This is a genomic window from Pontibacillus sp. HN14 (assembly GCF_021129245.1).
GTDB lineage: Bacteria > Bacillota > Bacilli > Bacillales > BH030062 > Pontibacillus.
In genome coordinates this window covers 1,146,793-1,159,703 of the sequence record NZ_JAJOLR010000001.1, presented here as the reverse complement: position 1 = coordinate 1,159,703, position 12,911 = coordinate 1,146,793, and the positions used below count along the sequence as shown (strand labels likewise).

The following is a 12,911-nucleotide window of genomic DNA, read 5'->3' as shown; positions in this document are numbered from 1 at the left end:
TGAAATGAATAAAGAATACCAAAATTTCGTAAACCACATTGTTTATCAACTTTATTTACTGCCTGCTAAACAGAGAACGACATCATCTGTTTTACATATTGTGTATCAGCATCAACAAGAAAAAGGGAAGGAAACGTTCTTTAAATCAGGTTGTGATTATATTGCTTTTGTTCAGATCGTTGATCATCTCCTGCAGCAACTAGACATTTACCAAGACGAGCACACTTGGTATTGTCCGTTGTGGAAAGGGGTGGACCCGCATAACGCTAAGAGCTTTCGCTTAGATCATACGATTATTGGGCAAGATCACAGTCAAGTAAGATTTAGAAAATTCTTTGCGGAGTGTAGTACTCAAATGCTTAAAGACTATAAAGAGAAAGCCATCTTGTGCAGTGAACATATGTTTCAAAGGAAGCCATCTAGTATCGAATGCATTGATTTAACGACAGGGGAACTTCATGTGATGAATAGTGCGTAAGGCATAGAGGGTAGGAAAGATCATCCTAATCAAGGATGGTCTTTTTTGTTTAGGATTAGCATAAATTGTCATTTAATAGGAGGGGATCATGAAGATCAATAGAATCTAGTAAAGAGTGATCCATGTTGGGGGAGGCCGGGGACGATGAAATGGGATAAGGTTGCTGAGATTATTTTTACTCCGATTCTTACGGGCATGTTAATCTATGACTACTTTTTATCGAGCGTAGATGGGGCAATATGGATTAAGTGGGGACTTTTAATCGGTTGGGGGCTACTAATCGTCATTAGTATTTTTCTTGGAGAAAAGGGAAGTCAGATTCTTCCTTTATGGGAAATAGGGCTGACCATCTATATCGTTAGTCTTCTTCTTTTATTTACTCTGTTAGGTGGTGAATCTGCAAGTGGGCTATCTTTAAGTAACCCAGTTCTATGGGTAGTTGTTTCCCTTACGCTCATGAATGCCATATGGAAAGGCAGGAAGAACAAGAGACATTCATAGCTGACATAAAAAGAAACGGAGGAGGGAGATTAAAAGTGGATAAGATTCAAGAATTACACATCCCATCTGGTAAAAGAGTAATTGTCACATCTGATATTCACGGGGAAGCAGAACTTTTGCAAGACTTATTGACAGAAGTTGGCTTTAATGAAGAAGATTACTTAATTATTAATGGTGACTTGTGTGAGAAAGGGGCCAATAGTTGGGCGGTCGTACAATTTGTGATGAAGTTACAGCAGTCTCACCCTCATGTTTATGTGACAGAGGGAAATTGTGATGTGCTTGTCCATGAAATCATAAATCACAATCAGAACATTATTCCATATTTGCTTCAGAGGGAGAAGTCATTAATAAACGAGTGGCTCCGCTTTTTAAAGGTTGAAATAGCGGAGGATACAGATATTAAGGATATTCAAAAATTCTTAACGGCACACTTCCAAGAAGAAATGAATTGGCTACTAGGATTGCCAACAGCTATTGAAACGAAAGATTATATTTTTGTTCATGCGGCTCTCGAGTATAAAACGAATTGGCGTCAAACAAAAAGATCCCATGCGATTAAGGATTATTCCTTTATGGATAAAGGTCATCTGGCTCCCCAGTATGTGGTGGTTGGGCATTGGCCTGTGGTCAATTATTCTAAACAGTTATTACAACATAATCCGATCATGGATCACGAGCTAAAGGTGATTAGTATAGATGGAGGAAATGTGATTAAAAAAAGTGGTCAGCTAAATGCGTTTATCATTCACAAAGAGGATGAGACGGACAGGTTTACCTATCAATCAGTTGATCACTTACCTAAAATACGTATTCATACAACGTATAAAGCTCAGTCCGAACCTTCACGTGTTATCACTTATCCAGATTACGAATTAGATATCATAAGTAAGGGTGAAGACTTTACCCATTGTCTACATAAATCATCAGAGAACAGGTTATACGTAAAAAATGAAATGATCATTCAGACTGAAAACGGGCTGTATAAAACGGCCGGTGATGCTTCTGGAAATGAACTGAACGTATGCCAGGGAGACTATGTCTCCTTAGTGGACGATTCGAAGACAGGCTATTCGTTAATTAAAAAGGAAGGCGTCGTAGGATGGGTTCCGCATACTGTACTAGAGAAGGGGGATTCTGTTGTCACAACAAGGACTGCTACATCATATTGAACTATATGTATCCGATCTGAAACAAACCACCGATTTCTGGGGTTGGTTTCTGAACGAGTTGGGATATGAACCGTTTCAGAAGTGGGATAGTGGAGTGAGTTATAAACTAGGAAACACCTATCTTGTCTTTGTACAAACGGAAGATCGTTTCTTGGATATTTCTTATCACAGGTGTCGTGTAGGTTTGAATCATTTAGCTTTTCATGCATGTTCTAGGAAACAGGTGGATGAAGTAACAGTAGCGCTGAAGGAAAAGGGAATGAAGATCCTCTATGAAGATCAACACCCGTACGCAGGTGGAGAAGATTACTATGCCGTTTATTTTGAAGACCCTGATCGCATAAAAGTTGAACTGGTTGCGCCCTGGAATGAGTAATGGAATAGGAGTTTAATGGATGTGTCCCCATCCTTATACAGAGACAAAGTAATACTTAACGAGAAAACCCCTACCTTTAGTTAGGCAGGGGTTTTTGTGTATATCTCGCTTAGTTAGATTTCTTCCAGTAAGCTGCAGCGTTGCTCGAACTTAGAGGAGGGAACGTTTGTCCACTTTCTAAACTAATATGTTTCTCATCTTCGGTCGGATTTGCACTTTTACGTCCATCCGTTAATCCGTCAAACTGATACGTGCCATTCTCAGGTACTTTTTCTCCTGTTTTGTAACGGTTAGCCATCAGAATACTCTCCTTTAAGAATTTTTTTGCAACTATATAGGAACGGTGTGCCCTTATAGCTGAAGGTGTGGTTTATTATCCTAAAAAAACATTCATGTGTGGCGGACAGTTATTCAAAACTGAAAAAATACGGATCCTACAACTTCTTTTTAGTTAGACTTCTTCCAATAAGCTGCTTCCTTGCTTGAGCGAAGAGGAGGGAATGTTTCGCCACTTTCTAAACTTACGTGCTTCTCATCTTCCGTTGGTGTCCCATTTCCATTCGTGTCAGCAAGGCCATCAAATTCATACGTACCGTTTTCTGGTACCTTTTCTCCTGTCTTGTAACGATCAGCCATGTTCATTCATCTCCTTTAATTGGTAATTTTGTTTACACAGAGTTATATAGCCAGAATTATACAAATCTAAACAAGAAAAACACATTTAAATGCTATTTTTATAAAATATAGGACAGAAGGAACGTAAGGGGGTAAGTTGTTATGCACTTTCTATAAATCTAGCTAATTATTTGTCGGTTTGAAATAATAGGAAAGAGCGAAATTAAGAAAAGAGGGTATACAAATGGAAGGTATTACGATTGAAATGGCAAGGCCAGAGGATGCATTTGATTTAAGAAATGTTATGAAACGAGCTTTTGATAAGGAGTCGAGGAAATGGCTCACAGGTGAGCAGGAAGAGAAGGATTACAACATTGAACCGCCTGGGTATGGATCTGTGGATCGTATGATGTATTCTATTCATCATTTACATACGTATAAAGTAATGAGGGATGAGGATATTGTCGGTGGTGTAATCCTGACTCTTACGGGGCGATCTTTTGGAAGGATAGATCGGATTTTCATTGATCCTTCACAGCAAGGTAAGGGGATAGGGAGAAAAGTTATGAACTTTATAGAAGATGAACATAATGGAGTTCGGGTCTGGGAGCTTGAGACATCTCGTCGTCAAATAGGGAATTTACATTTCTATGAGAAGAGCGGGTATAACAAGGTGTTTGAAACAGAAGAAGAATGTTGTTATGAAAAGCGAATTCATAAAAATATGTCCGGTGGTGGTAATGGACTTGTGAGAGAATATTCAGATCAGGCCCATTCGGAATGGTATGGGGCCAATCTTTCTAATATTTCTGTGAGTAACAGCAACATTGAGAAAGGCCATTATCATAATTGCAATTTAAGCGGGTCTGTTTACCAAAACATTAACTTTAGGAAGACTATGTTCGCTGATTTAACGTTAGAAGATAGCACGATTTCTTTTGTTTCTATGGGCGGCCTTCGTTTTTGGCACACGGATCTAGGAGAAGATAGGAAGTCTATTTCTTTTACAGAATGCGATCTCCATACAAGTATATTTGAGCAATGCGATTTAAGAGATGTGGCTATAAAGGATAGTCAGATCGAAGGGATGACAATAAATGGTATAAAGGTCAGAGAGCTGCTGGATAACTATGAGGGGATAAAAAGTTCTTAAACCTTATCAATTATAACGGTCATAAAAACAAAGAAGCCAAACTAAGAGCAGTTTTGGCTTCTAATTTGTTAACAGGGGCGAGGGAGCTATTACATTTGTTTTTTGTACTGTTGTCCTTTTTGTACATACGCATCTATTGATTGTTGAATGAGTTCAAGATCATTCTCTGTTAACTCTCGTACGACTTTTGCAGGTGATCCAAGTATTAAGGAGCGTGGAGGAAAGGATTTACCAGGGGGGACTAAGGAATTGGCACCGACGATACACTCTTCTCCGATTAAAGCGCCATCTAGAATGGTTGATCCCATCCCTATAATTGTTCGATTTTCAATTGTACAACCGTGGAGGATGACGTTATGACCCACCGTAACCTCGTCTCCGACCTGTAAAGGAGATTCTTCATAGAGGTGGCAAGTGGAGTTGTCTTGAATGCTTGTTCTTTTCCCGATTCGAATAGGAGCTTCGTCTCCTCTTAATACCGCGTTAAACCATACAGATGATTCTTCTTCAATCGTAACATCCCCAATAATATGGGCACCAGGAGCTACAAATACGCTTCGATCAACAATTGGGAAGTTGTTCCCGTATTTATAAAGCATTCCATTCCTCCTTGAATTGTGTTAACTTTATGAATAGTATAACATTTCTGTAACGAGGTGAGAATGGAATGAATGATCTTTGTCGCGTTTTAAATTTACAATACCCTATTCTTCAAGGTGGGATGGGGAATGTGAGTAATGCACAGTTATCTGCTGCAGTCAGTGAAGCAGGAGGTCTAGGAACAGTTGGAGTTGGGACGATGGAACCTGACGAAGTAAAAAGGATTCTAAAAGATTTAAAAGTACGTACAAAGCAACCGATCGCGTTAAACATTCCTTTAAATGTAACTCCTTACAGAGACGAAATGATTGAGTTAGTCGTGGGGGAGAAGGTCCCTGTGGTCTCATTATCGGCTGGAAACCCAGCTCCATTCATCCCTTACTTTCAGGAGTATGGTGTGAAGGTGATTGCTGTGGTGGCTTCTAAACGTCAGGCACAAAAAGCTGAAGAAGCGGGCGCAGATGTGATAGTAGCTGAAGGGTATGAAGCAGCTGGGATTAATTCAAACTTTGAAACGACTACCCTTACGTTGATTCCTCAGATTGTAGACGCAGTATCTGTGCCTGTGGTGGCAGCTGGTGGAATAGGTGATGGTCGCGGGTTAGCAGCAGTTCTAGCTCTTGGAGCAAGCGGGGTTCAAATGGGCACGAGACTGATTGCAACCTCTGATTCACCCATGCACAACTCCTATAAAGAAGCACTCTTAAAAGCGGATGACATTCAAACGGTCATTGTTGGCCGTAGCATTGGGAAAGTAAGAAGAGTGATGAAAACACCATATGCCGGACAATTGCTTACACTTGAAGAGAAGGGGATCGAGGAAGACGACTTTAATCGTCTGACTTCCGAATATTATCATAAGTTAGGGGCCTTAGACGGGAAGCTGGATCAAGGTTTTATTAACGGGGGGCAGGTGTCCGGATTGATTCACAATCTTCCTACAGTTCAAGAACTTTTTGAATCCATGATGGAAGAAGCATCGGGCTGCTTTCAATCTTTGTCCAAAACCTATTCCTTAACTAAACCAGAAACAAAGTAACAGATGAGCGAATCGCTCGTCTGTTTTTTGTTTGCTTTAGTTAGGTGAAGCGTGTCAGGCACGCATCTTCACTTTAGAGTGTGAAAGAGGTTGGGGAGTGTATGACGTAAGAAAGTTTTTGGTGTTTAGTTGTGGTTATAATAGCGGCTTTTAAATGAGGGGGAGTTGGGAGTGAGGCTTTTTCGCTCTAAATTATGTGAGTAATTTTAATTTTTTGAAAATTTATTGACAAATAGATAGGCGTCCGATACTATTACGTTATAAATACGTTGTCTGTATTGTTTATCATACAATTCGCGGACGACCATTTTTTTAGAGATTAAATGTAAACGGTTTCAAACATCTGAGTCTTACATAATAATTAAGGGATTAATGGGAAGGGGAGTTCGATGAAAAAGATTAATTGGTTGTTGATGCTTGTGGTCTTAGGGAGTTTACTCGTGTTAGGAGCTTGTGGATCTGACGATAGTACTGAGGACGCGAGTGGTGATGCGGATGATACAGCGGGTACTGAAGACACTTCCGGGGATGAGTCCTCTAATGGAGAAACGTATCAGATAGGGGTTACTCAAATTGTAGAACACCCATCTCTTGATGCAGCGTTTGAAGGGTTTAAGAAAGCGTTAGAAGAAGCTGGGGTAAACGCAGAATATGACCTTCAAATTGCTCAAGGAGACCAGTCTAATAACCAAACGATTGCTACTAATTTTGTAGGGGATCAAGTAGATTTGATCTTTGCGAACTCGACACCAAGTGCTCAGGGAGCGCTCAATGCAACAAAGGATATCCCTATTATCTTTACATCTGTTTCGGATCCTGTAGGGGCTGAACTTGTATCATCTATGGAGGAAGCCGGGGATAATATCACAGGCACTACCGATAACCACCCAGAAGCGATTCCTAGTACAGTAGACTTTATTAGCAATGAGCTCGGAGCGAAGAAAGTTGGTATGATCTATAACTCTGGTGAACAAAACTCGATTGCTCAGATTGATCTTGTCAAGAAAGCGATGGAAGGTACAGACCTAGAAATTGTAGAACGATCTGTATCGACTTCAGCAGAAGTACAACAAGCAGCAGAAGCACTTGTAGGAAAAGCGGATGTCTTCTATATAATCACGGATAATACTGTAGTTTCTGCTCTAGAGTCCGTTATTTCTGTAGCAAACGATCAAGATATTCCGGTCGTAGCAGGAGAGTTTGACTCAGTCGAACGTGGGGCTCTTGCCGCTTATGGGTTTGATTACTATGATATCGGCTATCAATCAGGTGAGATGGCAGCCAAAGTATTAAAAGGTGAATCAGAAATCTCCTCCATTGCACCAGAAGTGCCAGGCAATTTAAAACTTGTGATGAACAAGACAGCTGCTGAGGAACAAGGTGTAGAAATTAAATCAGAATGGGAAGAGAAAGCTGAATTTGTAGAGTAAAGATTGGTCCAGGTGGCCCAGTGAACTAAGTTAACTAGCGCACTGGGCCCTTTTATGAAAACGAGAGAGGGTGATCATTGTGCCTTATGCGATTTTTGGTGCGTTTGAATCTGGAATTATTTATGCGATTATGGCGCTTGGTGTTTATTTATCCTTCCGTGTGTTAGATTTCCCTGACCTAACTGTTGATGGGAGTTTTGTTACGGGAGCAGCCGTTGCTGCGATTTTAATATTTAATGGATACAATCCATTTCTTGCGACAATTCTAGCGTTTATCGCTGGGTTCCTTGCAGGGTGTGTAACAGGTATCCTTCATACAAAAGGTAAGATTAACCCTTTATTATCAGGGATCTTGATGATGATTGCTCTTTATTCAATCAATATCCGGATTATGGGGAAACCAAACGTCGCTTTGCTTAACCAGGAGTCTAGTCTTGATGTAGTATCTGGTTGGTGGGACAGCCTTGGTCTCAATGAACCATTTAACGCTTTATACAACATGGTAGGCTGGGAAGGTTACCTACCGAGTACATGGGGTATTTTCTTCTTCATGATTGTTGTGACCTTCTTCATTAAATGGCTTACGGATCGCTTCCTAAAAACAGAAGTGGGTCTTGCCATTCGTGCAACAGGTAATAACAAGAAAATGATTCGTAGTTTCTCTGCGAACACAGACTTATTTATTATTTTAGGTCTAGGCCTTTCCAACGCACTTGTCGCTTTCTCCGGAGCGTTAATTGCTCAGTTAACGTCATTTGCTGATGTTGGAATGGGAATAGGGATGATTATTATTGGGCTTGCTTCTGTCATTATCGGAGAAGCGCTCTTTGGAACGAAGTCAATTGCCCGTACAACCCTTGCAGTGGTTGGAGGAGCTATCGTGTATCGCATTGTCGTAACTGTAGCATTGCAAGCTGAATTCCTAGAAGCTAGTGATATGAAACTCGTAACGGCATGTATTGTAATCATTGCGCTTGTATTGCCAAAGGTTATTGATAATTATAAATCTCGCCAGCTAAAGAAAAAGAAAAACGCAGAACGTATGGCCGCGGTCCAAATGGCATCAGCCGGAAAGGATGAGTAACGGTGCTTCAACTAAATCACGTTCATAAAGTCTTTAATGAAGGAACACTTGATGAAAAAATTGCTCTTGAACACATTGATTTGTCTTTAAAGCCAGGTGATTTTGTCACGGTAATTGGAAGTAACGGTGCAGGGAAATCAACGCTCATGAACGTAATATCAGGGGCAATGTCACCTGATATTGGAACGGTAACCATCCAGGATAAAGATGTAACACCTTATCCGGAATATAAACGTTCGAAACTAATTGGGCGTGTTTTCCAAGATCCAATGGCTGGAACAGCGCCGGAGATGACGATAGAAGAAAATTTGGCTATCGCTTACTCGAGAAATAGAAAAAGAACCCTTAAAAGGGGCGTTACAAAAAAGAGAAAAACGTTCTTTAAAGAATCTCTTGAAAGTCTTCATTTAGGTCTTGAAGATCGTTTGAACGCAAAGGTGGGTTTGTTATCCGGAGGGGAACGACAAGCATTGTCACTCCTTATGGCAACATTTACAGAGCCCTCCATTCTTCTTCTTGATGAACACACGGCGGCTTTAGACCCGTCAAGGGCTGAACTTATTACAAATCTAACAAGTGAGATTGTAGATAAATATCATCTGACAACTCTTATGGTAACTCATAACATGCAGCAAGCGCTCGATCTTGGAAACCGTCTGATTATGATGGATAAGGGACAGATTATATTAGAAGTTTCAGAGGAAGAGAAGAAAGAGCTTACGGTTGAAGCGCTCCTAGAAGAATTCCAGAAAATTCGTGGAGAGCAAATGGTAAACGACCGTGCTCTATTATCTTAGTAGAGGAGGAGGACGATGAAGGAAGGCTTAGTCATAGGTCAGACGGCTGAAATTACAGCCGAAGTTACATCTGAAATGGTTGCTCAATTTGAAGGGGGAGTCGTACACCCTGCTTATTCTACTGTATCAATGGTCTACCATATGGAATGGGCAGCCAGACAGATTATACTGCCATACTTAGAAGATCATGAAGAAGGGATAGGAGCCTCAGTTACCGTGAAACATGTTGCTCCTACTGCTGTTAGTACAATGGTAACGGTTAAGGCTACTGTTACGGCATTAAAGAATCACTTAGTGATCACAGACGTTGAAGCTCGAAATGAAAAAGGAATCATAGGGAAGGGGGAAGTGACACAGGCGATTCTACCTAAAGAACAAATTGCGGAACGGATAGAAGCGAGTCTGGTGTCAAACGCCTAAAAATGAAAACGCTTTCTGATTTAAATATGAACCACAAAGAGGTGGGAGAGATGGATTTGTTTGAGAAGTTCACAGAGCACGAACAAGTCGTCTTTTGTAACGATCCCGCAACAGGGTTAAAGGCTATTATAGCGATTCATGATACCACATTAGGCCCGGCCCTTGGCGGATGTCGTATGCAACCTTATGAAAGTGTGGATGAAGCTCTTAAGGATGTACTTCGCTTATCGAAAGGGATGACTTATAAGTGTGCGGCAGCAGATGTCGACTTTGGCGGAGGGAAGTCCGTCATTATCGGAGATCCTGAGAAAGATAAATCTCCTGAACTATTTCGAGCATTTGGGCAATTTGTCGAATCGTTAAATGGAAGGTTCTATACCGGAACTGATATGGGCACATTGCCTCAGGATTTTATCCATTCGTTAAAAGAGACCAATTGTATCGTGGGGGTGCCTGAAGAATATGGCGGAAGCGGAGATTCTTCCATTCCAACAGCGCTCGGTGTGATATATGGGATTCAGGCTACTAACCGAGCTTTATTCGGTTCGGATGACATGAAGGGAAAAGCCTATGCGATACAGGGGTTGGGTAAGGTTGGAAGTAAAGTAGCGGCTCGCCTTGTAGAAGAAGGAGCTCACTTATATGTTTCGGACATTAATCAACATGCAATTGACCAACTCATTGATAAGGCAAACCAACATCATGCAACTGTTCAAGTTGTAAGGGGAGAAGATATTTACCGGGTAGACGCGGATGTATTTGTGCCATGTGCCTTTGGAGGAATCATTAATGATTCTACGATTGAAAGCTTTTCGTTTAAAGGGATTGTTGGATCTGCTAACAATCAACTTCTAGATGAAAGCCATGGACAAATGCTTCATCAAAAAGGGATTCTCTATGCCCCTGACTATATTGTGAACAGTGGTGGATTAATTCAGGTGGCAGATGAATTATATGAACCTAGTAAAGAGCGTGTCTTACAGAAGACAAAGAGCATTTACGATTCTTTACTATCAATCTATCAATACGCTGAACTTCATCATATTCCAACCTCAGAAGCAGCGGATTTATTCTGCCGGGAACGAATGGAAGCGCGTAAGAGACGAAACAGCTTTTTCTCACATGCTAAACGTCCTAAATGGAATGTACGTACATAAGGAGGAGAGGAACATGGAAGAACAATTTCCAATTATTCAATGGATAGACGAGAAAGGAAACCTTGTCCAGGAGCTTGATCAGGAACTCATTACAGAGGATGTCATTCGGAACATGTACCGAAATATGGTGAGGATCAGAACATTCGACCGTAAAGCGATCAGTTTGCAGCGTCAAGGGCGGATCGGTACGTATGCTCCATTTGAAGGCCAGGAGGCTGCTCAAGTGGGGAGCGCTTTGTCATTACGGGAAACGGATTGGCTGTTTCCGACTTATCGTGACCACGGGGCTACAATGACTTTTGGACATTCTTTAAAGACCATATTCACATATTGGAATGGCCGAAATGAAGGCTGTGTACCACCTGAAGGGTTGCACATCTTCCCGCCAAGCGTTCCTATTGCCACTCATTTACCTCATGCAGCTGGGGCTGCCTATGCGGAGAAGCGAAAAGGAACAGACAATATCGCAGTTGCTTATTTCGGTGATGGGGCTACTTCTGAAGGGGACTTCCATGAAGGGTTAAACGTGGCCAGCGTATTAAAGTCACCCGTTGTATTCTTTAATCAGAACAACAACTTTGCAATCTCTGTTCCTATTCATAAGCAAATGAACTCAAAAACCATCGCCCAGAAATCGGTCAGTTACGATATGCCAGGGGTACGGGTTGATGGGAATGACATTATAGCTGTATACACAGAGATGAACCGTGCGATTAAAAGGGCTAGAAACGGGGAAGGACCGAGCTTAATTGAGGCGGTAACGTGGCGATATGGTGCTCATACTACAGCGGATGATCCTACGAAATACCGTGAGCAAAAAGAAAGTGATGAGCGCCGAGCTTCTAAAGACCCTGTTACGAGGCTCGAACTATATATGAAACAAGCGGGGCTCTGGGATGAAGACTGGGTGGCAGGAATTCAGCAAGACGTTGCTAACGAAATTGATCAGGCTATAGAAGAAATGGAGAATCTACCTCCTGCAGATATAAATGTCATCTTTGATTATGTGTTTGAAAAGCCTACATGGACGATTGAAAAACAAAAGCAAGACTATGTCGCACTAATGGAAAGAGGGGATCAGTAATGCAAACAACTGTAGGAACGAATACGTTAACACTTGTCCAGGCGGTCACAGATGGTATGCGTACGATGCTTCGCGAAAAGGAAGAAGTCATCGTGATGGGGGAAGACGTAGGGAAAAACGGCGGTGTTTTCAGAGCAACAGATGGTTTGCAGTCTGAATTTGGCGATGATCGTGTCATCGATACCCCTCTAAGTGAGGCTGGTTTTACAGGAGCAGCTATTGGGATGGCGGTAAACGGATTTCTGCCAATTGTAGAGATTCAATTTCTTGGCTTTGTTTACCCAGCTTACGAACAAATCATGACACACGCATCTAGAATTCGAGCACGTACCATGGGTCATTATTCTGTTCCGATGGTTATAAGAGCTCCGTACGGTGCAGGAGTGAGAGCCCCTGAAATCCACTCTGATTCAGTGGAAACCTTATTTACTCATATGCCAGGGATTAAGGTGGTTTGCCCATCTTCTCCTTATGACGCTAAAGGGCTTCTCATTGCTAGTATTGAAGATCCAGATCCAGTGTTATTTATGGAGCCCATGCGTAATTACCGATCTTCTCGTGAAGAAGTACCAGAAGACAAGTATACGGTTGAAATTGGGAAAGGGAAGCGAATTTCTGAGGGAGAGGATGTTTCGGTCATCGCTTGGGGAGCTATGGTTCCCGTTGCGGAAAAAGCCGTCAAAAAGATGGAAGAGAAGGGTGTATCTTGTGACTTGATTGATCTCAGAACGCTTTACCCTCTTGATAAAGATCTTATAGCAGAATCAGTCCAAAAGACAGGGCGTACGGTGATTGTTCAAGAAGCGCATGCGACTAGTGGTGTTGCAAATGATGTAATTTCAGTTATAAACGATACATCTTTCCTTTATCAGAAAGCTCCGATCGAACGGGTGACAGGATTTGACACACCCGTGCCATTCTTTGCTTATGAAGATCATTATTTGCCGACACCAGACAGAGTTATGAAATCTATTGAAAAGGTCATATCGTTCTAAAGGAGGGTCT

The 12,911-nt window shown here is 41.6% G+C and carries 16 protein-coding genes; 13 read left to right on the top strand and 3 right to left on the bottom strand.

The window, feature by feature from the left end:
• Positions 1–4: 4 nt before the first annotated feature.
• The 4 genes from LQ226_RS05995 (at position 5) to LQ226_RS05980 (ending at position 2,527) form a co-directional block, all read left to right on the top strand.
• Complete coding sequence (locus LQ226_RS05995) at positions 5–478, top strand: hypothetical protein (RefSeq protein WP_231416941.1); 474 nt, start codon at positions 5–7, stop codon at positions 476–478.
• Positions 479–622: 144 nt separating this feature from the next.
• A complete protein-coding gene (locus tag LQ226_RS05990; protein WP_231416940.1) occupies positions 623–979 on the top strand; it encodes a hypothetical protein in 357 nt (118 codons plus the stop codon).
• A 35-nt stretch (positions 980–1,014) separates the two neighbouring features.
• The gene (locus LQ226_RS05985) at positions 1,015–2,151 is read left to right on the top strand and encodes a metallophosphoesterase (protein WP_231416939.1); all 1,137 of its coding nucleotides are present in this window, start codon (positions 1,015–1,017) and stop codon (positions 2,149–2,151) included.
• On the top strand, positions 2,120–2,527 hold the full coding sequence (locus LQ226_RS05980) for a VOC family protein (protein WP_231416938.1): 408 nt from the start codon (positions 2,120–2,122) through the stop codon (positions 2,525–2,527). Before LQ226_RS05985 ends, LQ226_RS05980 begins: the two co-directional genes overlap by 32 nt.
• A 109-nt stretch (positions 2,528–2,636) precedes the next feature.
• On the opposite strand, the gene LQ226_RS05975 is transcribed toward LQ226_RS05980, so the two are convergent.
• Both LQ226_RS05975 and LQ226_RS05970 read right to left on the bottom strand, forming a co-directional pair.
• Complete coding sequence (locus LQ226_RS05975; RefSeq protein ID WP_231416937.1) at positions 2,637–2,825, bottom strand: YjzC family protein; 189 nt, start codon at positions 2,823–2,825, stop codon at positions 2,637–2,639.
• 149 nt (positions 2,826–2,974) lie between these two features.
• Complete coding sequence (locus LQ226_RS05970) at positions 2,975–3,163, bottom strand: YjzC family protein (protein ID WP_207527502.1); 189 nt, start codon at positions 3,161–3,163, stop codon at positions 2,975–2,977.
• 223 nt (positions 3,164–3,386) lie between these two features.
• Here LQ226_RS05970 and LQ226_RS05965 point away from each other — a divergent pair, with 223 nt between their 5' ends.
• A complete protein-coding gene (locus LQ226_RS05965) occupies positions 3,387–4,295 on the top strand; it encodes a GNAT family N-acetyltransferase (RefSeq protein WP_231416936.1) in 909 nt (302 codons plus the stop codon).
• Positions 4,296–4,384: 89 nt separating this feature from the next.
• Here LQ226_RS05965 and LQ226_RS05960 read toward each other — a convergent pair whose 3' ends face one another.
• Positions 4,385–4,894 (bottom strand): gamma carbonic anhydrase family protein, encoded by a 510-nt coding sequence (locus LQ226_RS05960; protein WP_231416935.1) that lies wholly within the window; start codon positions 4,892–4,894, stop codon positions 4,385–4,387.
• Between the two features lie 68 nt (positions 4,895–4,962).
• On the opposite strand from LQ226_RS05960, the gene LQ226_RS05955 reads away from it, so the two are divergent.
• From LQ226_RS05955 to LQ226_RS05920, 8 genes are all read left to right on the top strand, one after another.
• Positions 4,963–5,934, top strand: coding sequence for an NAD(P)H-dependent flavin oxidoreductase (locus tag LQ226_RS05955; RefSeq protein WP_231416934.1), 972 nt, complete (start codon positions 4,963–4,965; stop codon positions 5,932–5,934).
• A 389-nt stretch (positions 5,935–6,323) separates the two neighbouring features.
• The gene (locus LQ226_RS05950) at positions 6,324–7,364 is read left to right on the top strand and encodes an ABC transporter substrate-binding protein (RefSeq protein ID WP_231416933.1); all 1,041 of its coding nucleotides are present in this window, start codon (positions 6,324–6,326) and stop codon (positions 7,362–7,364) included.
• Positions 7,365–7,494: 130 nt separating this feature from the next.
• Positions 7,495–8,448, top strand: a complete 954-nt coding sequence (locus LQ226_RS05945) for an ABC transporter permease (RefSeq protein ID WP_255688310.1) — start codon at positions 7,495–7,497, stop codon at positions 8,446–8,448.
• Between the two features lie 2 nt (positions 8,449–8,450).
• Positions 8,451–9,245, top strand: coding sequence for an ABC transporter ATP-binding protein (locus LQ226_RS05940; RefSeq protein WP_231416932.1), 795 nt, complete (start codon positions 8,451–8,453; stop codon positions 9,243–9,245).
• A 15-nt stretch (positions 9,246–9,260) separates the two neighbouring features.
• Complete coding sequence (locus tag LQ226_RS05935; protein WP_231416931.1) at positions 9,261–9,665, top strand: thioesterase family protein; 405 nt, start codon at positions 9,261–9,263, stop codon at positions 9,663–9,665.
• A gap of 26 nt (positions 9,666–9,691) precedes the next feature.
• The gene (locus tag LQ226_RS05930; protein ID WP_284526492.1) at positions 9,692–10,822 is read left to right on the top strand and encodes a Leu/Phe/Val dehydrogenase; all 1,131 of its coding nucleotides are present in this window, start codon (positions 9,692–9,694) and stop codon (positions 10,820–10,822) included.
• A 13-nt stretch (positions 10,823–10,835) separates the two neighbouring features.
• Entirely contained in the window at positions 10,836–11,906 is a 1,071-nt protein-coding gene (gene pdhA / locus LQ226_RS05925) for a pyruvate dehydrogenase (acetyl-transferring) E1 component subunit alpha (RefSeq protein WP_231416930.1), read from the top strand.
• Complete coding sequence (locus LQ226_RS05920) at positions 11,906–12,901, top strand: alpha-ketoacid dehydrogenase subunit beta (protein WP_231416929.1); 996 nt, start codon at positions 11,906–11,908, stop codon at positions 12,899–12,901. Before pdhA ends, LQ226_RS05920 begins: the two co-directional genes overlap by 1 nt.
• Positions 12,902–12,911 lie beyond the last annotated feature (10 nt).